The 26,202-nt window shown below is 55.5% G+C and carries 25 protein-coding genes; 2 read left to right on the forward strand and 23 right to left on the reverse strand.

The window, feature by feature from the left end:
• Positions 1 to 2: 2 nt before the first annotated feature.
• From tssE to ACMGGM_RS03985, 21 genes are all read right to left on the reverse strand, one after another.
• The gene (gene tssE, locus ACMGGM_RS03885; RefSeq protein WP_014884223.1) at positions 3 to 566 is read right to left on the reverse strand and encodes a type VI secretion system baseplate subunit TssE; all 564 of its coding nucleotides are present in this window, start codon (positions 564 to 566) and stop codon (positions 3 to 5) included.
• Positions 559 to 1,371, reverse strand: coding sequence for a type VI secretion system accessory protein TagJ (locus ACMGGM_RS03890; protein WP_045134163.1), 813 nt, complete (start codon positions 1,369 to 1,371; stop codon positions 559 to 561). The genes tssE and ACMGGM_RS03890 overlap by 8 nt, the downstream gene beginning before the upstream one ends.
• 9 nt (positions 1,372 to 1,380) lie before the next feature.
• Positions 1,381 to 2,373, reverse strand: coding sequence for a hypothetical protein (locus tag ACMGGM_RS03895; protein WP_014884225.1), 993 nt, complete (start codon positions 2,371 to 2,373; stop codon positions 1,381 to 1,383).
• Positions 2,374 to 2,389: 16 nt separating this feature from the next.
• Complete coding sequence (locus tag ACMGGM_RS03900; RefSeq protein WP_014884226.1) at positions 2,390 to 3,187, reverse strand: PP2C family protein-serine/threonine phosphatase; 798 nt, start codon at positions 3,185 to 3,187, stop codon at positions 2,390 to 2,392.
• On the reverse strand, positions 3,184 to 4,938 hold the full coding sequence (gene tagH / locus ACMGGM_RS03905) for a type VI secretion system-associated FHA domain protein TagH (protein WP_063943249.1): 1,755 nt from the start codon (positions 4,936 to 4,938) through the stop codon (positions 3,184 to 3,186). The genes ACMGGM_RS03900 and tagH overlap by 4 nt, the downstream gene beginning before the upstream one ends.
• 87 nt (positions 4,939 to 5,025) lie before the next feature.
• Positions 5,026 to 5,442 carry a hypothetical protein gene (locus ACMGGM_RS03910; RefSeq protein ID WP_032636243.1) on the reverse strand — a complete coding sequence of 139 codons (417 nt, stop codon included), beginning with the start codon at positions 5,440 to 5,442 and terminating at the stop codon, positions 5,026 to 5,028.
• The gene (locus tag ACMGGM_RS03915) at positions 5,436 to 6,425 is read right to left on the reverse strand and encodes a hypothetical protein (protein WP_045134164.1); all 990 of its coding nucleotides are present in this window, start codon (positions 6,423 to 6,425) and stop codon (positions 5,436 to 5,438) included. Before ACMGGM_RS03915 ends, ACMGGM_RS03910 begins: the two co-directional genes overlap by 7 nt.
• Positions 6,426 to 6,538: 113 nt before the next feature.
• Entirely contained in the window at positions 6,539 to 7,057 is a 519-nt protein-coding gene (locus ACMGGM_RS03920; RefSeq protein ID WP_127341522.1) for a hypothetical protein, read from the reverse strand.
• Complete coding sequence (locus tag ACMGGM_RS03925; RefSeq protein WP_014884229.1) at positions 7,008 to 7,490, reverse strand: Hcp family type VI secretion system effector; 483 nt, start codon at positions 7,488 to 7,490, stop codon at positions 7,008 to 7,010. The genes ACMGGM_RS03920 and ACMGGM_RS03925 overlap by 50 nt, the downstream gene beginning before the upstream one ends.
• A 179-nt stretch (positions 7,491 to 7,669) precedes the next feature.
• Positions 7,670 to 8,119 carry a T6SS amidase immunity protein Tai4 family protein gene (locus tag ACMGGM_RS03930; protein WP_080335823.1) on the reverse strand — a complete coding sequence of 150 codons (450 nt, stop codon included), beginning with the start codon at positions 8,117 to 8,119 and terminating at the stop codon, positions 7,670 to 7,672.
• Positions 8,104 to 8,598 (reverse strand): T6SS effector amidase Tae4 family protein, encoded by a 495-nt coding sequence (locus tag ACMGGM_RS03935; RefSeq protein WP_045134166.1) that lies wholly within the window; start codon positions 8,596 to 8,598, stop codon positions 8,104 to 8,106. Before ACMGGM_RS03935 ends, ACMGGM_RS03930 begins: the two co-directional genes overlap by 16 nt.
• Before the next feature lie 3 nt (positions 8,599 to 8,601).
• Complete coding sequence (locus ACMGGM_RS03940; protein ID WP_045134167.1) at positions 8,602 to 9,027, reverse strand: Rap1a/Tai family immunity protein; 426 nt, start codon at positions 9,025 to 9,027, stop codon at positions 8,602 to 8,604.
• A gap of 80 nt (positions 9,028 to 9,107) precedes the next feature.
• The gene (gene tssC / locus ACMGGM_RS03945) at positions 9,108 to 10,607 is read right to left on the reverse strand and encodes a type VI secretion system contractile sheath large subunit (RefSeq protein WP_014884232.1); all 1,500 of its coding nucleotides are present in this window, start codon (positions 10,605 to 10,607) and stop codon (positions 9,108 to 9,110) included.
• Positions 10,608 to 10,610: 3 nt separating this feature from the next.
• Complete coding sequence (gene tssB, locus ACMGGM_RS03950) at positions 10,611 to 11,135, reverse strand: type VI secretion system contractile sheath small subunit (RefSeq protein WP_014884233.1); 525 nt, start codon at positions 11,133 to 11,135, stop codon at positions 10,611 to 10,613.
• A 75-nt stretch (positions 11,136 to 11,210) separates the two neighbouring features.
• The gene (gene tssA / locus ACMGGM_RS03955) at positions 11,211 to 12,227 is read right to left on the reverse strand and encodes a type VI secretion system protein TssA (RefSeq protein ID WP_023338417.1); all 1,017 of its coding nucleotides are present in this window, start codon (positions 12,225 to 12,227) and stop codon (positions 11,211 to 11,213) included.
• An 11-nt stretch (positions 12,228 to 12,238) separates the two neighbouring features.
• A complete protein-coding gene (gene tagF, locus ACMGGM_RS03960) occupies positions 12,239 to 12,955 on the reverse strand; it encodes a type VI secretion system-associated protein TagF (RefSeq protein WP_014884235.1) in 717 nt (238 codons plus the stop codon).
• A 16-nt stretch (positions 12,956 to 12,971) separates the two neighbouring features.
• Positions 12,972 to 16,592, reverse strand: coding sequence for a type VI secretion system membrane subunit TssM (tssM, locus tag ACMGGM_RS03965; protein ID WP_045134168.1), 3,621 nt, complete (start codon positions 16,590 to 16,592; stop codon positions 12,972 to 12,974).
• A gap of 2 nt (positions 16,593 to 16,594) precedes the next feature.
• Positions 16,595 to 17,833, reverse strand: a complete 1,239-nt coding sequence (locus ACMGGM_RS03970) for a DotU family type VI secretion system protein (RefSeq protein WP_045134169.1) — start codon at positions 17,831 to 17,833, stop codon at positions 16,595 to 16,597.
• A 17-nt stretch (positions 17,834 to 17,850) separates the two neighbouring features.
• Positions 17,851 to 19,194 carry a type VI secretion system baseplate subunit TssK gene (gene tssK, locus ACMGGM_RS03975; RefSeq protein WP_014884238.1) on the reverse strand — a complete coding sequence of 448 codons (1,344 nt, stop codon included), beginning with the start codon at positions 19,192 to 19,194 and terminating at the stop codon, positions 17,851 to 17,853.
• 28 nt (positions 19,195 to 19,222) lie between these two features.
• Positions 19,223 to 19,726, reverse strand: coding sequence for a type VI secretion system lipoprotein TssJ (gene tssJ / locus ACMGGM_RS03980; protein WP_014884239.1), 504 nt, complete (start codon positions 19,724 to 19,726; stop codon positions 19,223 to 19,225).
• Between the two features lie 23 nt (positions 19,727 to 19,749).
• Positions 19,750 to 20,244, reverse strand: a complete 495-nt coding sequence (locus ACMGGM_RS03985) for a hypothetical protein (protein WP_014884240.1) — start codon at positions 20,242 to 20,244, stop codon at positions 19,750 to 19,752.
• Between the two features lie 998 nt (positions 20,245 to 21,242).
• Here ACMGGM_RS03985 and ACMGGM_RS03990 point away from each other — a divergent pair.
• Positions 21,243 to 23,531, forward strand: a complete 2,289-nt coding sequence (locus ACMGGM_RS03990; protein WP_045134171.1) for an FdhF/YdeP family oxidoreductase — start codon at positions 21,243 to 21,245, stop codon at positions 23,529 to 23,531.
• 22 nt (positions 23,532 to 23,553) lie between these two features.
• The gene (locus ACMGGM_RS03995; RefSeq protein WP_014884242.1) at positions 23,554 to 24,450 is read left to right on the forward strand and encodes a LysR family transcriptional regulator; all 897 of its coding nucleotides are present in this window, start codon (positions 23,554 to 23,556) and stop codon (positions 24,448 to 24,450) included.
• On the opposite strand, the gene ACMGGM_RS04000 is transcribed toward ACMGGM_RS03995, so the two are convergent.
• Positions 24,429 to 25,187 carry a phosphate/phosphite/phosphonate ABC transporter substrate-binding protein gene (locus ACMGGM_RS04000; RefSeq protein ID WP_045134172.1) on the reverse strand — a complete coding sequence of 253 codons (759 nt, stop codon included), beginning with the start codon at positions 25,185 to 25,187 and terminating at the stop codon, positions 24,429 to 24,431. The two genes, ACMGGM_RS03995 and ACMGGM_RS04000, sit on opposite strands and share 22 nt — an antisense overlap.
• On the reverse strand, positions 25,180 to 26,148 hold the full coding sequence (locus ACMGGM_RS04005; RefSeq protein WP_045134173.1) for a fatty acid desaturase: 969 nt from the start codon (positions 26,146 to 26,148) through the stop codon (positions 25,180 to 25,182). The genes ACMGGM_RS04000 and ACMGGM_RS04005 overlap by 8 nt, the downstream gene beginning before the upstream one ends.
• Positions 26,149 to 26,202 lie beyond the last annotated feature (54 nt).

Genomic DNA, 26,202 nt, shown 5'->3' on the forward strand with positions numbered 1-26,202 from the left:
GATTACCCCGCATCTTTCAGTTCAAAATGGCCGTTTTCCAGATCGACATCGGTGCGAAACAGAAACTCCAGCGGGTACGGCACACACCATAAACGCCCTTTTATCTCAATGGAGAGCACGTTGTGCAGATCCAGCGAGGAGGTATCCGACACGCAGCGCACCTGCAATCCCTGCGGCAAAATGCGCGGTTCAAAATTGATGATGGCCTCGGTGAGCTTGCGCTGAATATCGTGCCATTCGATATCTGACATTCGCTTACCTGCGAGCGGCGCGACGCCGAAGTTGATCACCGAGCGGCTCACCTGCGGCAAGGCGCTCAGATCGCCGGAGGCATCATGGTTGATGGTATTAAACAGCCACTGCAAATCCCGCAGGACATTGCGACGCAGCGCAGCGTGGGTGATCAGATTACTGTTGGCTGGCTCACGCTTTTTTTCCGGGTCGTTATCCGTAAGGCGATCCAGCAGCGAGGGCTGCATTTTGTCGCGCGCCCCCACCTTATCCTGCTTGCTGCGGGCCTGCCAGCCACTGCGCAGCAGATCGCCTTCGCCAGCGGGATTACTCATCGGCTCCGTCCGTCGCAAACGTCACGAGGCTTAACGACAGCAGCGGGCTTTCGCTTTGCTCGCTCAGCCAGGCTTTTTGACCCAGCCCTTCATACAGCGTGCCGCTCTCATCAAGCGGATGCCACTCGGTAGTGCGCCCCAGTTTGACCACATCCGGGGCATCAGCCGCAAAAGGATAGCGCGCCGGGATCTGGCACACCTGCTCGGTACCGTCGGTAAGACGGACCAGCGCATGACGCCAGACCAGATCGGTCACGCTGGCGGGCGCCTGGAAACGGATCTCCGCAATAGCGTTAAACGGCAGCCAGAAATAGCGTCCGTTAACAAGGGTTTCGCACACCGGACCAAGACGGGCATCACCGTCCATCAGCCAGTCAAACGCCTGCGTCTCCTCGTTTTCAAGGATGATGTGTCCCGCCGTTGCCTGCGCCTGTTCAAGGGCTTCCAGACGCAACGCCTGGGCACGCTCGCCCTCTTCGTTAAGCGCGGCGGCAAGCGTGGTCAGCCACGGCCACTGAGTTTCAGGCATGGCCGGACGGGCCTGGCCCGCCATCACCTGCGCACGCTGCAGCTCACCCTGAATGGCCTGCTCCAGCAGTGTGACGGTCGGCTTCGCCTGAGGCTTCAGCGCCAGCCAGCTTTTCAGCTGGGTCAGCGCCCGGGTCCAGTTGCCGCTGAGGGTTAAAAACTGCACGAACGCTGCGCGAAGGTCGGCATCTGCCGGACGGGCTTTGATCCCGGCTTCCAGACGCGCCAGCGCGTCATTGAGCGTTTCACCCGCCAGCTGTTGATAGAGCGTATTCATAACCATTCCTTAATTCGCCGCGCGCCATGCGCCCACGGCCGGATCGCGCAGCTGAGGGCGCAGGGTATCAATCAGAACGATATTCAGTGAGGTGCCGGGTGCGACCCAGGCGCTCCAGGTTTTCTTCACCGCCGCGATACGCGCCTGCAGCTTTGCATCATCGCTGGCGGTTTCACGGGAAATCTCTACTGCCACCGTGCCGTTACTTTTCCAGCCGTTGAGCGCGTTATCGTAAGGCAGGATCATCCAGCTCTGGTCGCTGTTTGGGGTGCTGAACACCATGCGCTCTTTGTTGACGGAGGTGATCAGCGCGTTTTCCGGGTCAGCGTTTTGATTCAGCCCCATGACCGGGAAGCCATGAATGTACGTCACAGCCATCTCTTTTTGCCCGCCGTTGCGGGACTGGGAGATCACGGTGTGACCGCTGAGCCAGCTGCCATTGCCGCAGCGGGTGGTATCAGAATCCGGAATAAAGAGCGCCGGTGCGGACGCGCCGCCTTCCCAGAAGGTGCGCAGGTGACAGCCGTCCTGGAGGGTAAACTCCTGCCACGGCGTGCGGTCAGCAGCAACCGTATGGGTTGCAACGTTTTGATCCGGCGGCATTAACGCGCCGCTGGCAGTGGTCGTCGTCACGGCTGGCGTCGCCTGCTGCTGTTTCACCACCAGCGCCCACTCCTGCGCTTTGGCGGCGGTTCCTTGCGCCAGCGTCGTTCCCGCCGGATCGTTGAGCGTCCAGCTGAGCGTGTTCACTTTGCTGCACTGGTGTTCCAGCAGTGACCCAAGACGTGGCACGAAGTTTTCCAGCACAGAGACATCCTTCTTGCCGTTCGCCACGATGCGCAGTGCCACCTCCGGCTTACACCAGCTTTGCGGGGTGTTGTCTTTGATGTTGTCGATCCAGATATCCAGCTTCTGCGCAGGAGACTGCACGATGCGGAAATTCTCAGCCTGCGCGGTGGAGGTCACCGCCAGAAGTGCCAAACCCGATAGCCAAAGTTTCATATCGTTCCTTGTGTGTCTAATCAGTTCCGCAGGGAAGAAATTGTGCTGCATCAGAGAGGGTATGCAGCAAAGTGGTGTCCTGAGGGTTGCCCATCCATACCGCCAGGGCGGTGTAGTTATCCTGCGCATTTCCCTCCTGCTCGCCATTCTTTTGAATGATTTGGTTCATTAAGGTCAGCCATTCCTGGGGCGTATTGACCATATGCAGCGATTGCTTCATTTGCTCTTCGCTGACGCCGTGCCAGAACCCGTCGGTGCAGAGCAGGAATGCATCGCCGTCTTCGACCTGCACGACATCGCTGTAGCTCGCTTCCGGCCCACCGTTTTCAATCCCCAGCGCCAGATAGAGCAGATTACTGTTCAGGTTGTCGGTCTGGTGCCCGGCATCTTTCATCTGCTGCACCAGGCTGTGGTCGGTGGTGACATGCCACAGCCATCCCCGGCGAAACAGATACAGACGGCTGTCTCCGGCATGCGCCCAGTAGGCCAGGCCATAATCACGGTCAATAAACAGGCTGACCAGCGTCGTGCCCATCCGGCGATAATCCTGAACGGCCTGCTGTTCGCTGAGAATGGTGCGATTCGCGGTCTGCACATAATCACGGATATGCTGCGCGTTAAGGTGTTTGTCGCCATCGAAGCGGGAAATAATACTGTTGCGGGCCAGTTCAGCGGCCACCTCACCGCCCGGCAGGCCAGCGATGCCGTCACAGACGACAAAGCAGGCTGAACGTTCCCCTATGGTTTCTCCCGTCTGATCCTGGTTGCTGGCGCGCGTCCCCTGGCGGGAGAGAGAAGCCGTTGCGATATTCATTTGTCTTCCGATCCGCTCTGTGAGTCTTTGTACTGATTCACCTCCATGTCATACGCATGAAGGAAGGCTTCGCCGAACAGGGTGTGGAAGTCATCCTCAATCTCGCCCGCCGTTTCGCCATAGCTGCGAACAAAATAGTCCCACAGGGCGGCTTTACGGCTGCCCGGCAGCGCCAGACGCGAGGTCATGCCGTTTTGCTTCGCCTGCTCTTCCAGCTGTTCCGGATTGAAGGACTGCAGCATCGCGGCAATAATGGCGCGGATGCCGGAGATCATGCCCAACTGGTGCGCCTGCAGATCGATCAGCGCATCGCGCACGGATTTCGTTGGCGGCATAAAGCCCGGCATCGGGGTGCCAAACATCTGGATCAGAACCGTTTTCCCGGTCGGCAACAGCTTGAACGGGTTGTTGGCATCGTCCAGCACCATGGTCATATCGGCTTTTACGCCGCGTTTAAGAATAGAGCGTGAGGAGAGCAGCGCCACGGTGCCCTGAGAGAACATGCCGAGGATCTGCCCCAGCTGACGCATATTTTCCCGGTCAAACTGCGGGACAGGCTGCATTTCGCTCAGCCCCATCCCTTCCAGCAGTGCCTGCAGCAGTTCCCCCTGCAACACATCGCCCTTCTCTCCAGTGTTCGCGGTAGCAGATGGCGAGGCAGCGTTATTAACCGGATCGATACGCAGTCGGCCCTTAGGGGTCTGAGCGCTGCTGCGCGCAACGGCCTGCGGCGTAGGCATCGTGAAACCTGCGTAATCTGGTCTCACCGGCTCCTCTTCTGCACGCGGCGTTTCCTGCGGCTCAGGGGCAAAAAGCGGGGAACCGGCAAGGACGTCTTCCTCCTGCTCAGGCTCAGGCGCTGGCTTTTCGTCAGTGATGTCATCCGGATGGGTTAACGGCGCCCCGCCCATCAGCCCGAGCGGGTCATCATTGCGTGCAGCCGGCGCGCTGGCCTTGCCACCAAATAGCGCCAGCGGATCGAGTTCATCTACCGCCTCTTCTTTAGGGGCGGGTTGAGTCTCAACAGGTGGCACCAGCGTGGAAGGCGTCACGTCGTCGAAAATGCTCTCTTTTTTGAACAGCGTTTCTTCGCCGAACAGCGTGTCCGGGTCGACATTCTTACGCTCAAGCGTGGGATCGCTGTCGTTGAACATCGCCAGCGGATCTTCAGAATTACGCTCCGGCGCCGCAGGCTGAGAGAACGGATCCTGTGAAGCCGCTGACTGCGGTTTTGCACGGTTGCTGGAGATGCTGTCGGAGATGGAAAACTCCTGCATCAGGCTATCCCAGATTTCCGACGGCACGGCAGTTGGTTCCGCTTTACCGCGTGGCGCAGGGTTCGCAGGCTTCGGTTGCGATGCTGGCGCTGGCGCGGCTGTCGGATGCGCCTGCTGCTGCATGCTGGCGGCCATGCGGCTCACCGGCTGCGTGTCGTGGATAAGTTCGGCCACTTCGATACGGTAGTCATCAATACCGAGAATGTCGCCATCCTGCAGTTCAACCTGACGCCCCCGCTCCAGCGGAATATCATTTAATACCACGCGGGTGACGCTGCCACGGTTAGTGACGCGACATTCACCATTGGCGTCAACGTGAACAATGGCCTGCAGGCGCGAGATGGTGCGGTCATTGTCCGGCAACACCAGATTGTTATCCGTACCGCGCCCAATGGTGCCGCCCGGGGCATAAAAATCACAGCTGCTCTGCGGCGGCTGATGACCGGGTTTCGTAGAAATAATCGTGAATCGCATGGCGTATTCCTGCTGGTATGATTAGCGCTCAAACGCTGCCGCTCTCGGGGGTGAGAACGGCGGCGTTTGAGAAATTGAATATCAAAACTATTTAATGAAGGTGATAAAATATAATCCAACAATGAGCCATAGAGTGAATATTAATGCCTGTAGCTTATAACGACGATGTAACTTTAGTATCCAGCCAATTCTTTCTTCAGGTAACGACTGCACATATTTATAAGCTTCTTCCTGAACAAGCCTTTCACGCGTAAATTTCATTTTAATGCCTTTATAAAGGCGAACGAACCAGATTATTTTTTGATAATTAGCCAGCGAACCAAAAAAAGAAGCATAGTCGGTTACAAGATCCAGATCATATCCTTTGCGCCGATAGTCTGAAAGTAACTGATTATAATCAGCCTCGTGTTTTTTGAAATAACGAGAACTGAGCAGATCCATAATTATAACAATCAACAATAAAACCACGATAAGAAATAATAGTAAATTCTCTATATTCACCATATTTTATCCATCATATACTCAGTCGCTCCGCCCGCTATCTCACCACCAACGTATCCACCTGCAGCTGCCCCGACAATGGAGCAGGCGAGCAGTCCTACGCCCCCCGTCGCAACACCAAGCGCAACGCATACACCAGCACCTGCCATGGCTCCGTATTTACCACCGTAAATACCCCCTGCCAGGCTTGCACCAAAGCTGCTGTATTTTTTCACAGCAACTTTAGAGCAACTCTGCTCTCGTCCCGCGGTGCAGGCATTGTAAACTTCATTAGTGGTATTTGCACCTGCAAAACCTATTGCAAGCCACCCTCCCGCTTTAAGAAAACGAGCGGCCTTAGAGGCATTATCGATATATGTTGAATAACCACGAATAGAAGCGACTCCGGCTGTACTCCATTCATGTACAATGGATCTGCTTGACAAGCCTAATGCATGCTTCAATTCGTTATAGGGTTTCATCTTTAAGGTCAGACGAGACAATTTGTTTAATAAACCATCCAACTCAGAAAAGAGGCGCTGACGCTCAACAAAAAACTGTTGGCTTATCAATGTCCCTTGTGCTCTGTACTGATTCTGGTAAGCCAACTCAATGGATTTAAGTTTTTTTTCTATTTCACTAAAATATTTTTCGCCTGCATCAGCAACGACACCAAGGGACTTATCCATAAAATTAGTGACTGCAGCTATAGTACTAAAATGTTGGTTAAAGAAATTCGCTTCTCCAGAGTTAAGATCGGCCAGAGCACCATTGACTTTCTTTTTAGCAAGCTGTAATTGCTTAAGTTGCACAGAATTATTACTTCCCGGCACATCTAGAATCAACATCTGCCCAGGCTTTGACCACTGCGCATCACTATTAACCTGCATGAAATAACGTGCAGCATCACTATTTGGATTATTGAATAAAAGCCTTGCCTGGAAATCCAGGGTTCCGGGTTGCTGAACAATACAATATCCCGGATTAACTAATGATTGACTAGCCATATTCATTCCCATTGATTTTCACAAATAAGCACTCGCATTCAAATAAAAATGGAGGTGAACCAGCATCCAAACGTTGATGTTTTCTTAAAAAACGGCAACGTTTAAAAACTCTCCTACTCTGTTTTGGCTAGCGATAACTCACCTTTGGCATTTACACTGAGAATAAAGCGAGCCGCATAGCGAAGTTCCGTATTATGAGTTCTCGCCTTCAATACCACATCATATTCCCCTGACTGCCAGTCCACTTTATCCCAGCGAAGACACTCTTCAGAGTTTAAAATGTGGGTGGAAGGAAATGTTCCTGGAGAGAAAGCAATTTCCCATTTGTTACCTACACGTCGAGATATAGAAGGTTCGTAAACTAACACAGGCTCACTTAGCCTCATGTCATTCGAAATCCCAAAACAGGGTACATTTTTTTCCACCTTAACAGTTAAACTTTGAAACTGAGCAGGATGGGATATGCAGGCGCTACATGATAATACAATGGGTATAACCGTTAACGCTCTTTCCATCGCAAAAACACGCCGAATAGTGAACCAATCATAATGGCCGGGGAAAACTCCCCGGCCACATGCGCAATTACGCTTCTTTGTTCTCTTTGATGTTCCAGCCAGCGCTGCTTTCAGCACCTTTACCACCGGCAGTGGTCTGCTCCCAGTACTGCTGTTTCACTTTCGCAGCCTGGAACGCGTAGGTCACACCAACGGTATCGCCGTTGTCTGCACCGGTGTACTGAACAGAAGTCACGAGCACATCTTCCAGCGTGATGCGGGTATATTCCACCTGCTGACCACCGGCTTTACAGACGGACAGTTCAACTTTGGTCAGGTGTTTACCGCTGGCGCAGTGTTTCAGGATTGCAGTGGTGGATTTGTCGATCAGAGCGTTAACGTGCAGATCGTTAAAGTTTACTTTACCGGCACCGCCGCCACCGCCAACGCTCATATTACCCGGCTGGGAAGCGCCCCAGGAGAAGGAGGTAATATCAGTCCAGCCGGTGTGGTTAGAATCTTTAGATTCGCCCGTAACACCCTCGACCTTCAGAAACATATCAATAGCCATAATATCTACTCTTCGTGGATGAACAATATTGCTTTCGAAAAAGCACTTATATGGCAAACAGGAAAGCATGGGGCTGAATAAAACCGTCCATATTTTACCTCTGCCTCATATCAAATGACCCGTGTCATTTGACAGTCTTACATTCCCCCTGAATAAATGGAAAGAATGTGAAGTCTTTACTACTGCGGGTTATCCTGAAGCCAGGTGCGGTCAGGATTGCCGATAATTAATTGAGGTACAAGTTTATTAAGTTCGTCGCTATGATAAAGACGTAGACAGTTTAACGTTACGCCTTTGACATCGGGTTTTCGCTCCGAGTGAAAGCCGTTAATTTTATTTTTATATTTCCCAATAATGGCATTCACTTTGTCAATACCGTTTTCAGCATCAAACGGCACCCACTCAATAAATGCACTCGCACTGCGGGCCGCATCGATAGAAAACTGGCTGTTCTTATCTGCCACCTGTGCAAGACAGCGCGCCAGGACCAAATCTTTTACCACCTGTCGGTATGTTTGCTGCTGATAAAAATCAACGTATGGGTTATCACTGCGAGCAGGAAAACAGAAGGCAGCGAACAAAAGAAATACTGCTTTTAGATATCTGAAAACGATTATTTTAATTCCCAAAACCAGATTTCCTGACAGTAAGGAAAACAATCTGAGTTACATATAAACGAATTATTGCTCAGAGGCTCAATGAGGTCGATATGGCCACCGCCATAACCATCAATTCTATTGAAAAACACGACACCTTTTCTGCCCAACATTGAGCGGGCACCTGCCTCACGGTCAGTAAAAATTTCAGCCTTCCCAAAAACATGTGATTTATATAGTTGATCAGCAAGTAATTTTGCGCCAGGTTCAATTGTCTTTCCCTTATAGGGTCCCGCCTTTATGGGTAAACGCCCTGTAAATTCAACATTACATTTTAATAAGGCCAGACTCATTCGTACTGCACAGGTATTCTCGTAAGCAGGCTGCTGCTTGATAATCGTCGGATAGTCGTAGCCAATTTCAGAGAAGACCTGTTCACCCGAGGCAAACCCCGCGCGCGTGTGATTAGAAGAGTAATGCTGACGTTTCAGTTGTTCGTATAATGGTCTCATTTATTACTCTCCTTTCGTACAAGGACGTAATTCTTTCATGCCGTCAATGATGATTTTTGAAGCGCGCTCCGCGCCTTGCTGTTTCGATAAGTTTGCAAAACGCGAATAAAGAAATTCATGGAGAGTATTTGGCAAAAAAGGTTTGCCCTTGCACCATGCAGTGCCCTCAGACGCGTCGACTACGCCGAGAAGATACATATTAGCCTTTATGCGTTCACGTTCATTTGTTTTCGATAACCAGGCTTTAGCGAAGCGATCGGCGCTTAAATTTAAATCGTATCCCGTTAACAAGGACGGATCGCGTTGAAAGTTTGAAGTATCATCCTGAGGTAATGCTTCGGCCTGAGGATATTTATAATTTCCTGTTTCCGCGCTTGCCAGAGTAGAAGCTGCCAGCAAACTGGTTACGATTAATAAAGTTTTTATCATCGGATATCCTTATTCATTGACAGCAATTAACTGAAATGAGGCTTTTAGCTAGCCGGCCCCTTCGGGCCGGCTAGTCATCATCACGCGTCTTTCGTCTTCAGCGACGGCAGTTTAGAAACCAGACGCAGGGAAACGGTCAGGCCTTCCAGCTGGTAGTGTGGACGCAGGAAGAACTTCGCGGCGTAGTAACCCGGGTTGTCTTCAATCTCCTGCACCTGCACTTCCGCAGCCGCCAGCGGTTTACGGGACTTGGTTTCCTGAGAGGAGTTCGCCGGGTCACCGTCCACGTAGTTCATTACCCAGTCGTTCAGCCAGCGTTCCATCTCTTCGCGCTCGCGGAAGGAGCCGATTTTGTCGCGCACGATGCACTTCAGATAGTGGGCAAAGCGGCAGCAGGCGAACAGGTACGGCAGACGAGAGGCCAGACGCGCATTAGCGGTGGCATCCGGATCGTGGTACTCGGCCGGTTTTTGCAGAGATTGCGCGCCAATGAAGGCAGCAAAGTCGGAGTTTTTCCGGTGAACCAGCGGCATGAAGCCGTTTTTCGCCAGCTCGGCTTCGCGGCGGTCGCTGATGGCGATCTCGGTCGGGCATTTCATGTCCACGCCGCCGTCATCGCTTGGGAAAGTGTGGCACGGCAGGTTTTCGACTGCCCCACCGGACTCCACGCCGCGAATCGAGGTGCACCAGCCGTACTCTTTGAAGGAGCGGTTGATGTTGGCCGCCATCGCATAGGCGGCGTTCGCCCACGAATAGCTGTTGTGGTTTGCGCCGTCGGTCTGCTCTTCAAAATCAAAGCTGTCGACCGGGTTAGTGCGGATGCCATACGGCAGGCGCGACAGGAAGCGCGGCATCACCAGCCCCAGGTAACGGGCATCTTCAGATTCACGCAGTGAACGCCAGGCCGCGTATTCGGTATTCTGGAAGATTTTGGTCAGGTCGCGCGGGTTAGCCAGCTCCTGCCAGGACTCCATCTGCATCACGCCCGGTGCGGTACCGGTGATGAACGGACAGTGTGCCGCAGAGCCGATGCGCGCCATTTCGCCCAGCAGCTCAACGTCCTGCGGGCTGTGGTCGAAGTAGTAGTCGCCCACGATGCAGCCAAACGGCTCGCCGCCAAACTGACCATACTCCTGCTCGTAGATTTTCTTGAAGATCGGGCTCTGGTCCCAGCCCACGCCCTTGAAGCGCTTCAGGGTACGGCCCAGCTCCTGCTTGGAGATGCTCATAAAGCGGATCTTCAGCATCTCGTCAGTTTCGGTGTTGTTCACCAGGTAGCTCAGACCGCGCCAGGCGCTCTCCAGCTTCTGAAACTCTTCGTGGTGAATGATCTGGTTCACCTGCTGAGAGAGCTGTTCGTCGATACCGGCAATCAGGTTCTGAATGGTGCGATAGGTATCGTTAGAGAAGGTAACGGTATTCTCCAGCGCCTGCTGTGCCAGGGTCTTGACCGCGCTTTCAACGGCAGAACGCGCCTGATCGGTTTTCGGGCGGAACTCTTTGTTCAGCAGCGCGCTGAATTCATCCTGGCTGAAGGCCTGACCCGCCTGCTGCTCATGTTGTTGAGTCTGGTTGCTCATCGATTATTCCTCGCTACCTTTCGCACTGTCGTCATTTTTCGGCAACTGGCTCAGAGATTTGAGCAGCGTCGGATCCTGCAGAATTTTTGCGATCAGCTCTTCCGCGCCGTTTTTGCCGTCCATGTAGGTCAGCAGGTTGGAGAGCTGAGTACGTGCTTCCAGCAGCTTGTTCAGCGGCTCCACCTTGCGGGCCACCGCGTCCGGCAGGAAGTCGTCCATGCTGTCGAAGGTCAGATCGACGTTGAGCTTACCTTCGCCGGTAAGGGTATTATCCACCTGGAACGCCACGCGCGGCTTCAGCGCCTTCATGCGTTCGTCAAAGTTGTCGATGTCGATTTCAAGGAATTTGCGATCGTCGACCGCCGGCAGGTTTTCCACCGGTTTACCGACCAGATCGGCCATGACGCCCATCACAAACGGCAGCTGAATCTTACGTTCTGCACCGTAGATCTCTACGTCGTACTCGATCTGCACGCGGGGGGCACGGTTACGTGCGATGAATTTCTGCCCACTGTTACTCATTGCCATGATGTTCTCCATCAAAGATGCGCGGTGAAGGTGAAACGGCAGGCTCCATGCCTGTCGTCATAATGCCTGGACGCGTTATTCGCGGCGTCCAAAGATGTTTTCCAGTTGGTTAACGCCGTCTGGCGCCAGGTCGCGAATAATGTCCATAAAGTTAAGTTCTGACAGCCGCTGCACCCGTTCAATCATCAGCGGTGCGGGGTGGCTCGGTTCGTACTGCGCAAAATACTGTTTTGCTTTTTCAAGCATCAGCTGCGCATCGGCACGGCTGGTGACCTGCACGCTGCGCCAGTCGGTAACCGGCTGAGCGGGTTGCGTTGCCGCAGGTTGATGATCGGCTTGCGGTTCAGCCTGCGCCTCACGGCCCGGCAACAGCTTGCTGATGTCGGTCACCTGACAGGCACTGGCGACCAGTCCTGTGGTCTTCAGCAGTTGCTCCATCTCGGGTACACCGCTTTCACCGAGATATCCGGTAAGCATCGCGCGGATGGCCAGCAACCGCTCGTTAATCACGACTACCGCGGCAGTCCCTGGCTGGTCGCCGCGGGCCAGTTCGTCAATCAATCTTGGACGGCCCCCCGGATAGTCCGGGCATTCAGTTTTACTGCCGTCCAGCAGTGCCTGGGCGTCCCGCAGCGAAATTTCATCGCCGTTTGAACGCAGCAGCGAGGCGTTGCGTACCGCAATGGTGAGTTCAGATTTATCGCTCAGCCCCGCCAGGGCATTAATCCGATAGAACGGGTCGGTTTCGCCATACTCCTCCAGAAGCGGATAGAGCGGCTCCCAGTAGCGCGCGAGCGCCTCCTGCACCAGCAGCAGCCCGTCTGCGTAGCCTGCCAGCCCGCGGCGGCGTGTCCACGCATGGGTTAGCGCCAGCATCACGCGCAAATCTTTCGTGCGCGCCAGCAGGCTGGTGGCGTATTTTTCTACCGTGTTCCAGTCAGCAGGCTCTGCCGGGATAATGGTGTCGCCAAACTGCTGTTCCGCTTTCCCCTGGCTTGCCTGGTTCATCACCTGGAAGTCAGCGTCGTATTCCAGATTGTCGCCACAGGGTTTATCCGGGCTTATGGGCGCGAGAAATTCTTCGATATTCATGAGATCCCTGCTTATTCAAACATGGGCGGATAAAGACCGTGACGTCCCGGGCGGGCGCCCCCTGCCGGGTCGAACAGCAGGGTGAAAAGCTGCCCGGTAAAGTTGCCGCTGTGGACATGGGTGTACAGCGGGTAACCGTCGCAGCGGTTGGTCCACCAGTAGCTGGTCTGACGCAGCGGGTCAAAACACTCTGCCGCCTGCGGCCAGCCCAGCGTGCTCTGACCGTCCTCGTCATAGCCAATCACGTCAAGGATGTCGGAACGCTTTTGCGGCTCGACGGGCTGCGGAGCCGGAATGGACATCAGCATCTCATCCAGCTGCGAGGCGGAAAAACTGTTGCGCACCGCGTGCAGTCCCAGACGACCAATCTGCTGATACCAGCTTTCCGCCTGGCTGAGCAGGCTGGTTGACCACTCTGACGGGGCGAAGCTCAGCTGGATGCACACCGGGTATTGTCGGCCAACGCTGTCCCGACCGGGCAGCAGGCAGCCCATCTGGATCATCTGGCTGCCCAGCATTGGGGGGACAACAAAATTCCACACCGGCGCTTTGGTGAACGGGCGTTCTCCGCTACGCTGCTCTTCCTGCTGCCAGGCAAGCAGGCCAACCTGAAACCAGTGCGACCACTGGCGCTGTAAGGTGTCAGGAAAGCGGCGCTGCAGGAAATCTCCGGCGCTGGGTAATTTGCCATACCAGCTGTAGCGGTTCATCGCAGGGGTATTCGTCATACGGCTGTCCTTGCGGTTATGGGCATGAGAAACGGGGTAGCTGGAACGGATTGCGAATGCTGTTTGGTGCAAACTCCAGCGTGACCTGATGTCCGTCGACGTTGAAGGTGGCCTGACGGCTCAGGCTACCTGCGCCCGGGCTGGTGCTCGCTTTGTCGAAAAAGCGGTTGAGTGCCCAGGCGCCGTTGGTCACCAGCGTCGCCGTGCTGCCGTTAGCCAGCCCCAACTGCATGCGGACCTGGTTGGTACCGCCCGGCCCCGGCCAGTTCATGATTTGAACGGCTTGCGGACCGTGGCTGTAGCGCAGCAGCTGGCCGTCAACGTCCAGCGTCAGGTTCAGGATGGTGTTATCCATTCGCACGGTGCGTACCGTGACCTTGAAAGACGGCGTGGTGGCACCATTCGCAAAGAAGGCGTCGCGAATCGACTGGGCCTGCTGGAACGGTCTCAGCAGCCCTTCACTTCCCGGCAGCGTTTTACCGTCGATGCCCGGCATAAAGCGCCAGTTTGCCTGGGTGGTATCGACTTTATTGGTCAGGTTGTCGCGAAAGAAGGTGTCCATCAGCCCGGTACCAGGCGCAAACATGCGGGCGAGGTCGTCTGGGGTGACTTCCGTGCTGGCGCTACGCACCAGCGGATAACGCCCGGCAATGGCCTGGCGGCAGAACCCGCCCACTTCGACATTAATCCGCTTACGCACGTTCTCCAGATCGCGGCGCTGGGTATCGCTGCTGGCACCCACCGCCATATTGCTGAACATGGTCTGCAGCCCACCCGGCAGACGACCGGCGCTGGCCTGCAGACGGCTGATCGCCTCGCCGCCCGGCGCTGGCATGCCGCTGTTGGCGGCATCCTGTACGGCGGTCAGGTAACGATAAAGCTCATCCACCTGCTTAAGAAAATCATCAAAGACGATGGTCTTGCCCCCCTTCTCCAGCGGCTGAGCCAGCTCAATCATCGGGGCGTAGTGGTCCGTCACCAGCTGTTCCGGGGCCTGGGTAACGGCAGCGGCCTGCGTCGGGGCAGTGTCATTATTGCTGAACAGCGCTTCCAGCGTGCGGGTGGCACGGTTGCTCTGCGCCTGCGCTTTACCGGCGTCTTCCGGGGCTGGCGTATCGCGCGGCAGCGTCAGCACCTGGCTCAGGTTCTGCACCAGACGGCGCAGGGGTGAGTTTGCGCCTGAGAGCAGACGCGCTGTGTTGATGCGCTGGGAAAGATCGGCGCTGTTGTTAAGCTGAATGTCGGCGAGAAAGCGATCCCAGGTAGCGATAAAGTCGCGCATGTAGAGCTGACGCACGGCGTTGTCAATCTGCTGTTTATCCTCCTGCGCCGTCGCGGCGCCCAACACCCAGGCGTCGTCTTCATGCAGTGCGGTGGTCACGCTGTCGATCTGGCTGTTAAAGCTTTTCCAGTAACCGTCTGGCGTATAAAGACCCGGCACGCCGTCGCTTACCGACTTGCCGCTTTTGCGTGAAAACACCAGCTCGCTCTGCGGTCCGCCCAGGTCGGAAAGGGAGACCGGCTTAAGGTTTTCATCATGCTCCAGCAGACGCTTAAGACGACCATACACGCGAGTGGATAACGGCTGCTGATTGATCAGCGCGCGTTCACGCGCCACCAGGGACGCGTCCTGCGCGTACGGCGAAGCCTGAATTTTCGGCTCCAGCAACTGCGTCAGGTGCCATTCAAGCTGTTGCAGCTGCGCTTTCGTCACGTTCTGCGGCAGGTTACGCTGCAGATTGAGCATCACCCATGAATGCAGGAATTTACCGTCGTAGTGCTTCGGCTGGTAAAGCATCTGATAGGCTTTCAGCGCTTCATAGCTGTACTCCACGTCGCTGCCATTATCGTTGCGAAGCCAGGTGGTGATGTGCATGGCGACCGCTGGCAACAGCAGCTGATCCAGCGCTTTCTGGTACAGAGACTGAGAGGCATCGCTGACGTCATCTCCGCGGTAGAGCCCCATGCGACGGGAAACCGGCGGATCGTTTACATCAAACGCATCGCTTTTTGGCAGATCAACCAGACCATTCATCAGCGGCAGCAGATCGAACAGATCGCGCTGCGGCTGGTTCTGCAAGGCTTTGCTCTGCTGATCCAGCAGCGGCACCTTCGCATCCACCTCTTCCAGATAGGCCTTATTTTTGGCATAGCTGGTCAGCCACAGTCCGCCGAGTATCACCAGCAGGGCCAGCAGCGCCGCATAGCCGGACCAGATCACCGCCCGGTTACGCAGTTCCCACCAGCGGTTTTCTCCGGCAATGCCGGCTTCCTGGAAAATGACGTTTTGCAGCAGGTTTTTAATAAAGAAGCTTTGGCCTTTCGCCCCAGGGATCGGCGCGTCTTTACTTACCGAATCCCAGTTATCACTCTCTCCCCCTTCCGGCAGAGAGAGCGCACGGTTCAGTTCGCCCATGACGCGGTCAAACGGCATCCCTTCCTGGGTGCCGCTGGCAAAGTAGATCCCACGCGGAGAGAACTCGGTTTCAAAGTTGGAGCGGGCGAAGACCGTGCTCAGGTAATCCGCCAGCAGGGGACGCAATGCGGCGAACTCCTGCGGGAAGAGATACGCTTCGGCACGGGTTTTCGCGTCATGCTCTTTCAGCATGGTTTCCGGCAGCCCGGCATCGAGGCGCTGCTGCAAGAGCGAGAACTCTTGCTGGAAGTTGCCCATCAGGTCGTAATCGGCGTGTTTAGTCTGCTCCCACGGCAGCGTAAAGCCCCAAATCTGGTCCCGCTGCGCTTTGTCGTAGTCGGCAAACCACGCACGGAAGCCTTTGAGCAGGTCAGCTTTGGTGACCATCACGTAAACCGGGAAGCGGATACCCAGCTGCTCATGCAGCTCAGAAAGACGCTGGCGCAGATTCACCGCCTGCTGGCGTGACGCCTCGGCAGACTGGGTGAGCAGATCAGAGATGCTGATGGTGACAATGACGCCGTTGATCGGCTGACGACGACGGTACTTACGCAGTAACCCCATGAACTGCAGCCATTCACCGGCGTCCTGCACCTGCTCGCTTTCTTGCGTGGTATAGCGGCCCGCCGTGTCGAGCAGCACAGCCTCGTTGGTGAACCACCAGTCGCAGTTGCGCGTACCGCCGATACCGCGCAGCGCGGTCTTACCGAAACGGTCAGCCAGCGGGAATTGCAGTCCGGAGTTAACCAGCGCCGTGGTTTTACCGGAGCCCGGTGCGCCAATAATCACGTACCACGGCAGTTGATACAGGTATTGCGTGCTGAAGCGTTGCGTCCACTGGGCGCCCTGTCCTGCTTTACTGAAGTGCGCTTTTTTGAGCATCTGCGCGGCTTCATCGAAACGGCTGGCGAGGATTTGCTCCTCGCTGTTCAGGCGTTTCTGCGGATCCGCCGCTTCCGGGCTGGTGGTGTTCTCGTTGAGCTTGTCCATCAGCTTGCGGTTCAGCCAGGCGTTATAAAGACGCGGCAGAATGTGTCCCTGCGCCCAGAGCAGATAGACCACAGCAATACTGATAATGCGGTTCTGTTCAGATTCCAGGGGTCGGGTATCCACAATGGACAACAGCGGACCAATCATCCAGATCACCGCCGCAAGCGCGGTTACGCCCAGGAAGCTCCACAGAATGCGGTTGGTCAGAATGGAAAGAAGTGTAGTCAGCATCCTTAGTTTCCTTGCGGCAATCCGTTCAGCTCAGCCTGAGTGTTTTCAGGCGACACCAGCAGAGTAATTTCCACACGGCGGTTACGGGCGCGGTTTTCCGGCGTCGTGTTCGGTGCTACCGGGTTAATCTCACCCCGCCCTTCCGCTTTCACGCGGTCTGGCTGAGAGAGGCTTCCCTGCAGCATTTTCTGTACCGAGCGGGCGCGTTCCAGAGAAAGCTCATAGTTGGAAGCGAAGCGCGCGCTGCGGATTGGAACGTTGTCGCTGTAACCCACCACCAGAATTTTGCCGCTGACGTTGTTCATCGCCTGCGCAATGCGGTTAATAACCGGTTCATAACGGTCACGCACCACCGTCGAGGCGGAGGCAAACAGCCCGTCTCCTTTCAGGATAACGACGCTGCGATCCGCTTCATCTTTTACCGCGACCAGACCTGCCTCGATTTCAGGCTTCAGGAAGCCGCGCAGGTTTAGCACAGCGGGCAACTGACGGGCCGGTTGCTGAATCGTGGTTTCCGGCAGCTGGGACTGATAAATCTTCGCCAGGACCGGACTGGTGTTATCGCCAAGACGCCAGTTAAGGACGATATAAAACAGGCAGGCGATAAACCCGGCCAGCGCCACGCAGGCCCATAGGGGAACCATCGGCCGCCACAGCTTACGCAGCACCGGGCGATCTTCCGGGTGGGGAGACAGCGGTGGCGGATAGCTGCCCCGCACGCCGCGAATCATCTGCCACAGCCGCTGCTTGATGGTCTCAAGCTGGGTGCGACCATTGTCCAGCACACGGTAACGCCCTTCGAAACCGAGCAGCAGGCAGTAGTTGATCATCTCCAGCAGCAGGATATGTTCGCGCGGGTTCTGCGACAGACGCGCCAGCAGCTGGAAAAACTTCTCGCCGCCCCAGGTTTCGTTATGGAACGTCACCAGCAGGCCATTGCTTGACCAGACGCCGCTGCTGCCCCAGGGGGTAAGCGCAGCGGCCTCATCCAGCGCCGTGCAAAGGCAGTAACGCGCCCCGACGATCACTTCGTAGGGTAGCCCCGCCTGCTGACAGCGGACTTCAAAACGGCGAATCTCATCGATCAGGCGCTGGCGTAACGCCACCTGATCGTCATGTGAAACCGAATGACGGATCTGCGGAATCGCATTGAGCAGCGGATTAGCGGCCGCCACCAGCTGATTGTTGCTACTGGCTCCGGTAAACGCGGCATCACTGCCGGTATCCTGTCGTTCCTGCATATTAAGCGCTCGCTTTATTATTCTGTCGGGCTACGGATGGCCCAAAACTCCATATCCAGCCCCGGGAACTCCCCTGCCAGGTGCAGGGCGAAGGCGCCGGACTTATCCATCTCGTGCCACAGCTCGCTGCCCTTCTCCAGCTCGAAATAGCTGTAGCCTGCATGCCACGGGATCTGCGGCGGCGCGACCGGCATGGCGCGCAGCATAATGCCCGGCAGCTGAAGCTGGACCAGATCGCGGATTTTCGACACCGGCGCGATTTTCATCTGCGCAGGGAAATGGGTTTGCAGGTGTTCGCCGGGCACATTCGCTTTGACGGCCAGCACGAAGCCAAACTCGCGTACCATGCTGGTTTCAGGAACGGTGGCAATGTTAAGACCATGCGAGCGCTCGTTAAGCGGCAGCTGAATAGCGTGGTCTTCCATCACCAGCGACAGCCCCTGACGCAGCATCAGCATCAGCTTACTGAAGCAGTTCGCCAGATCGTCGTGATCGTAGACCGGCAGCACGCTCTCCGTGGTCCGTTGCGGGGTCCAGGTGGCGAGCTCGGACGCAAACGGCAGCCAGCTGCGCCAGAGGGTTTCCGGGTGCAGCAGCGGCAGCGTTTTTAAATGCGAAACCTCGCCAAGATGACGGTTCACCAGCGACAGTAACGTAAATTCAATCAGTTCCGAGGTGTTAAAACGGCCAGGCTGGCGCAGACGGCCGCCGATCTGCTGGCTGCGCTGCACCAGTAAGCCGTGCAGATCGTTAATCATGCTGTAGATCTGCGGACTGTTATTGGCGTTCAGCATCGGCGGGATGTAGCTGTTATCGAGCCGGACGTGGTTGTCGTGGCGTTTTTCAGTGACAAACGCCACGCCGATTGCGGTCCATTCTGCCGTGAGATCTTTTTCCAGCATCAGCGTCAGGCGCAGGCGGCCAAACTGTACGGTGGCATCCCCCACCGACATGGCGTTATCGTCTTCGACCTCTTGCTCGAACGCGATGAAGCGCGCCAGCGAGGCCGGCTCTTCGCTAAAGATCACCTCTTCCCGCTCGCCACGACGTACCGGCAGCGCGAGCACCACCTTTTCGTTGGTGAGATTGTCAGGGATTTTAAGCGGCACAGGACCATTGCGTCCGTTGCGCACCTGGAAGAAGGTCCCGTCTGGCAGAAGCCCACTGCAGTAGCTCAGGGCAATGCATCCCTGACGAAGCATCGCTTCGTCGAGTTCAACATCAAGAAAGCCCCAAAGATAGGAACGCTGCAACGCACCCCATTCACGAACGTGGTTGAGCAGATAACTTTCAGTCCGCTGAAAATGGTGTGGACGCAGGAACATGCCTTCGGTCCAGACGACCTTTTCTGCTTTCGTCATGATGATGTGTTTCCTGTTGTGAAGCGCGTTACTGGCTGATGACCCGAATGCCATTTACGTCGAGAAAAACGTTGGCCTGGAGTTCATCCGCGGACCATTTCCAGAACTGGTAGATATGATTTTCGCCTGGCACAGGCAGAGGGAGAGACACGCGCCATTTTTTACCATCCAGCTTCTGATATTCCGCCATCACGCCGATGTAGCGAGCCTCGGGATCGCTCTGACCGCTGAGGGTTTTCGACAGCTGTCCCGGCATCAGGAAGAACACATCGCTGTTCAGCAGATTCGCGCCAAGGGTTGCTGACGCGTTGTTCTGCAGGGAATAGAAGTCGCTGGACATGAAATCCGCATCGGATTTCAACAACAGCACACGGACTTTAAGCGGCGCAGAATCATTGATTTGTGGATGAGCCTGAAACTGCAGATTGTAGCGGGAGGGGTCGCTGTGTGAAGACGACGTACAACCACTCACAAGGGCGAAAACCGCCGCGTAAAAGACCAACCACAGCTTATGAAAATTTTTATTATTCATAAAAATACGCCCACGAAAGCCGTTTAGTTCAGGATCCAGGTACCGTTAGCGCTGTCTTTGCAGGCTTTGCTGTTGCCATCGACATCAACGCAGGTCGCTTTTTTACGCGCCTTAGGACGAATGGCCTGTTTACGGACGGTCGCTTCATACTGGTCGGCTTTGATAACGGCACGCATCGGGACGTAACCAATCAGCTGGTCATTACCCTCATCGGCAAGCGCCATCCAGTAGTGTTCAACCTGACCCAGCACCACGTAGGTTTTTCCGGTTTCCAGCGTACGGATAACCTTTCCGCCAAAGTCAGGACGGCTCATCAGGGAAGCCGGATACATGGCACGATAAGGCTCGTTGAGCGGAGTGAATTCCGTCGGCGGCAACACGGCGTGACGGTGCGTTAAGGTGACACCGTTGACCTGACTGGTCACGATCGTGTCGTCGTTGATTGCAGGTTTCTGTGGCGCTTTACAGCCCGCCACCGCCATGACAAACAGAAGTGAAAACAGTACGCGCATTTTCATATGCTTTTCCGTAGCGATATTTCGATAATGGAGATAAGGGGATGAAATTTGACTTAGGTGCTATTGTTAAAATAGTCAGGATAATTTCGGGGTGTTACTATTTTGAGGGCATAGCTACCGCACGAACCTTTCAGAATAAGGCCCAGCGTCTTCCTGACATATTTTGACAAACGGTAAACAAGTTTACATGAGCTTCGCATCAATTCAATATTTACCGCTACGTAAGTGGCGGTTAATGAAGCAGTCGAAACATTATAGGATTTATCTGATAAAAAAACCCGACATGGCCTACTTTCACTTATTTTCACTCCACACACAGACGTAAGTTATTGTTGTAAAAATAAAAAACACAAAAGAGAACGACTTTCATTAACGCAATAAAGCTATTATCGCCACTACCATAATTAGTAGAATTCTCCTATTGGTGATGTCAAAACAATATATCGCCGATGAATTATTTGTTGCACTAACAGGGTATCTTTAATATTAACCGTACTGCCCGCTCGCAGGACGCCTATTTCACTTATGACGCGGGCGTTAATTTTACTGCTCAAAATAACTATATATTTCACGCTGTAATAATTACCGCATAAGACTTCAAAACAGCCATTAATCATTAAGCCAGAATAAACATTCAGGTCCCTATTTTAATCCTGAAGGTGCTATACCCCCTGCCAGCCGTGGCATTTCTGTTTCTCATCGACCTGAGCCTTCATTCGAAATTTTATCAGTGCTACATCCTTCCTCGCCCACCGCTATCTATCCCACCTACTGGATGATAGATATAATTTATTATTAAAATGATAAAAAAACGTTATAATTTCTTTAAATATTTAAGCCGCCCGTAAGTAACCCGCTGTAATAAATAGTATTTAAGATAAGCAATTATGTTGCGTCGCGAGCACTTCCCCACCCGGCCCTCATTGCTTTAACTTATTGCCCTTTTCAGTGGATTGGCGGGCGCATGCGCGGTATGACCGAACAAGTCAGGAGTAGGTATGAACAAGAAAAGACGCTCAGTTCCCGGTATCAGACACTATGATGGCCCTGCCGGCGGCTGGGGTGCGCTAAAAGCGACAGCCATTGCGGTACGAACCCAGATGGATACCTTTGATGCCCCCGCCACGCTGCTGCGCACCAACCAGCCTGATGGTTTTGACTGCCCGGGCTGCGCGTGGCCCGATAAAGAACACAAATCGACCTTCCAGTTTTGTGAGAACGGCGCCAAAGCGGTAACCTGGGAAGCCACCAGCAAACGCGTTACCCCCGCGTTCCTGGCGGAAAACACCGTCTCTTCTCTGCTGGCTAAATCTGACTTTGAGCTGGAAGGGTATGGTCGTCTGACGCATCCTCTGCGCTATGACCGGGCAAGCGACACGTTCAAACCGGTTGAGTGGGACGAGGCTTTTCAACGTATCGGCGAGGTGTTGCGCGAGCTTGAACCGGACCAGGTCGAGTTCTATACCTCCGGGCGAGCCTCTAATGAAGCGGCGTATCTGTTCCAGCTGTTTGCACGCGAATACGGCACCAATAACTTCCCCGACTGCTCGAATATGTGTCACGAGGCCACCAGCGTCGGTCTACCCCGCTCCATCGGGATCGGGAAAGGCACCGTCTCACTGGACGACTTCGATAACACCGAGCTGGTGATCTCCATCGGCCATAACCCCGGCACGAACCATCCGCGGATGATGGGTACGCTTCATGAGCTGGCGCGACGCAACGTGCCGATTATCGTCTTTAACCCGTTACGCGAGCGCGCCCTGGAACGTTTTGCTGACCCGCAAAGCGTCATTGAAATGGCAACCTATAGCTCAACGGACATCGCCTCGACCTACTTCCAGGTGAAGGCCGGAGGCGATGCCGCCGCGCTGAAAGGTATGGCCAAACACCTGCTGGAAATGGAGGCCGAACGCGGTAACGTGCTCGACCACACGTTTATCGCAGAACACACCCAGGGCTTTGATGACTTTGCCGCCGACATCGCGCAGACGCGCTGGGATGACATTGAGCGCGAGTCCGGGCTCAGCCAGGCTGCGCTCAAAAAGGTGGCCGAGGCCTATGCGAAATCCAACGCCACCATCATTACCTACGGGATGGGGATTACCCAGCATAATAAAGGCACGGCAAACGTCCGGCTGATCGCTGATGTGTTGCTTCTGCGCGGAAATATCGGCAAGCCCGGTGCGGGAATATGCCCTCTTCGCGGCCACTCTAACGTTCAGGGGAACCGTACCGTCGGGATTAGCGAGAAGCCCACCCCGGCCTTCCTGAACCGTCTGAAAGAGGTGTTTGGCTTTGAGCCCCCTTCTCACCATGGGCATGATGCGGTGCAGGCGACCCAGGCCATGATCGACGGTCGGGCGAAAGCGCTTATCTGCCTCGGCGGTAACTTTGCCGTCGCGATGCCCGACCACGAGAACGGCTTCCCGGCAATGGGTAACCTTGATTTGAGTGTTCACGTTGGTACTAAGCTGAACCGTACCCATCTGCTGGTGGGTAAAGAGACGTTTATTTTCCCGTGCCTTGGCCGTACCGAGCTGGATGTTCAGGCCACCGGTCGTCAGTCCATCACCGTCGAAGACTCCATGTCGATGGTGCACGCCTCGTCCGGCAAGCTCAAACCCGCCTCACCGTTACTCCGTTCAGAACCCGCCATCGTCGCCGGCATGGCGAAAGCCACCCTGCAGGAGACCCGCGTGGACTGGATGACGCTGGTTGAAGATTACGACCGTATCCGCGATCTGATCGAGCAGACCATCCCGGGCTTTGAGGACTACAATGCGCGGATCCGTATTCCGGGCGGCTTCCGTATGCCGCTTCCCCCAACGAAACGCGTCTGGCCAACGGCGACGGGAAAAGCGATGTTCTCCGTATTCGACGGCGTACACGAGAACGCCAGCGGCGAAGGCGAGCATGTTCTGCGTCTGATTACGCTGCGCAGCCACGATCAGTACAACACCACCATTTATGCTCTGGACGACCGCTACCGTGGCGTGTTTGGCCGCCGCGACGTGCTGTTTATGAACGAAGAGGATATGGCCCTGTCAGGGCTGGAACACGGCGACCGCGTGGATATCGAAACCGCCCTGCCCGGCAGCGTTCAGCGTCTGGAAGACATTACCGTAGTGGCATACCACATCGCGCGGGGTTCAGTCGGGGCTTATTACCCGGAGGCCAACGTGCTGGTGCCGCTCGATTATCTGGATAAGGACAGCGGTACACCGTCTTACAAATCCGTTCCGGTTCGCATCATCCTGCGCTCGAAAGAGATCCGCATGCTGTAAGGCTGTTCGCGAAGAGTCATCCATGGATATTAAACAGTTAAAATACTTAATTGCGCTCGACGAGACCCGCCATTTTGGTAAAGCGGCCTCGCAGTGCAACATCACCCAGCCGACCCTCTCCATGCGCATCCGCAACCTGGAAGAGGAGCTCGGTCTGGTGCTGATTGCGCGCGGGCAGCGCTTTGAGGGTTTTACGCCAGAGGGCGAACGGATCCTGGCGTGGGCGCGTGCTCTGCTTGCCGCTCACGACGGACTACAGGCGGAAGCCGCGCTGTGCAAAGGCCAGGTGGTGGGTGAATTACGCCTGGGGATGGTTCCGCTGGCGAGCGTCGATCCGATGATCTTTATCCGCCAGCTGACGCAAAAATACCCGGAGCTGACCTACAGCCTCTATTCCATGTCCTCTGCACACATTGCCGATGGCGTCAGCCGCAACCAGCTGGAGCTGGGTATTTGCTATCTCAACAGCATCGATACCAGCCTGTTTGACATTATTCAGTTGCCTGAGACGAAGATGGGCCTGCTGCATGATATTCGTCATTTCCAGCTGGACCCGACGCCGCTGACCTGGCAGGACCTGACGGATTTTCCGCTGGGGTTCCTGACAAAAGGGATGCATTACCGGGCGCATATGGAGGCCAGCTTTGCCGCCGCCGGAATCGAACCCAGATCCGTTTTCGAGAGCGACTCTACGTTCCAGATCATTCAGGCGGTTCAGAGCGGCGTTTGCTGCGCCGTGATGCCGCTGAACAACGGGCTTGAGGCGCTAAACAACCATTTCAGGATTGTCCCCATCGCCGACGCGAACATTGAGGCGCCCATCGGCCTGATAATGCGCAGGCAAAAACCCCTCTCCTCCCTGGCGCTGCGCTGTTTTACCGACGCGCAGGAGATTTATCATGCGGACAATAACGCATAAGCCTGGCGCGTGACCACGCTAAACCCGCCGATCAGCACCGCATCACAGACCGCCCGGTGCTCCGGGACGGTTACCAGCGCGTGAAGCGCATCGCGGATGGCGTTAAGCGTGTCAGGAGGTGTATGAGGCGACGTGATTAAGGGCAGGCCCGGCGTTAGCGGAGTTTGGTCAATCACCGTCAGACCCGCCAACGCTTCCGGCTCATGACGCTGCAGGAGTGCCCAGGTGACACAGTCGATAGCGGCGATATCACCCTTCCCACGTTTGACGTCAATCAGCGACTGACGGTGGCTGCCGCTGAATGATGTTTGCGAAAAGAAAGGGGCGCGGGTCACCCACGGTGCCACTTTTTTTCGCAGCGCGTGATAGCCGGACTGCGAGTCAGGAGAATTACAGACCGCCCGGCGTCCGCGAAAATCCGCCAGCGAAAGAGGCCGATCCTCCGAGCGCGTCACCAGAACGCTGCGGTAGTGGCTCCCTTCGCATCCCGCTGCCGTGTAGTGAAAACAGCCCACCACCTGCACCTCCGGGAGCTGCGTGACCAGCGGGTAGCCGCAGGTCTGGCTGAGAATCAGCGCCGGCTGCTGCCAGTGGTTCAGCAGGTCCGATTCGGGCCAGCGGGGGACACGCTCAACGTACACGCCCCGGTCGGCCAGACGTTGTTGTACCGCCAGCCAGAGCGCGCGAGTGTCGGCGCGATCCACGGCATACATGGGAAACGCCAGCAGGTTACTCATATCTTTCCTCTTGTTTTCCGGGGTGAACGGTGACCGCCACTGGCCGGGTCGAGAACTGGCGTAGCCATTCGCCATAGCCCCTGACTACAAAACCGTGGTTACGCTGCCGGTACGCCTCGCGGTTTTGGTGGTAGATCGTCTGTAACCCATACCAGGGAACGCCCGGTAAATCGTGGTGAATGGAATGGTAGTTGAGATTTAAAAACAGTACCCGCCAGAATAGCCCAGCCTCGTTAATGACGGAACGCGCCAGCGGATCGTCCGCCGCGCGATGTTCGTAAAAGGAACGGACCTTGGTCAGCGCCAGCGCCGGATAGCTTACCGCCAGCACAAACCAGACGGGTGAAAAGCCGTTATGCGTCATCCAGGTGAAAAGCGCCGCCAGAAGCACAGCGTGAACCAGCCACATCGCCATCGCCCGCCGTTGACGCTGACGAAAGGCCGCCACGGCGATCCCCAGCGTCTGCAAAATATCCAGCAGCGGTGCCAGCACTATCCGCCCGCAGAAGGTATTGCGGGCCTGGATCATGCGCTTCTGCCAGGGGGAAAAGCGCGCCCAGCTCGCCTCTGTAAAATAGTACGACTCCGGGTCATCCACCGGGATGGTCAGACTGTCGTGACGATGATGCGCCAGATGGGAATCCCGGTACAGGCCATAGGGATACCAGACCGCCAGCGGGAGCGTGCCAAACAGCTGGTTAAGCCAGGCAAAACGCGTGGGATGCCCGTGGATCAACTCATGCTGCAGGGACATGTACCAGGCGGTAAACCAGATAAGCAGCAGCGTGGCGGGCAGCAGGCCGAGCGTTTGCCAGAACGTCAGCGTGGTAAACCAGCCAGCGTAAATCGTCAGGATCAGCAGCCATGTGGGCAATTCGCTTCGCCACAGAAATCCTGATGCAAGATGGTGGATGCGATCGCGCTGTTGCGGATGCAAATAGAGAGATCTTCGTTTACCCATTCCTTCAGACGCCGTTTCGCCAGAGACACTACCCTGACGATCGGGGATAACGTC

It is taken from the genome of Enterobacter sp. BNK-14 (assembly GCF_047456095.1).
Taxonomy (GTDB): domain Bacteria; phylum Pseudomonadota; class Gammaproteobacteria; order Enterobacterales; family Enterobacteriaceae; genus Enterobacter; species Enterobacter kobei.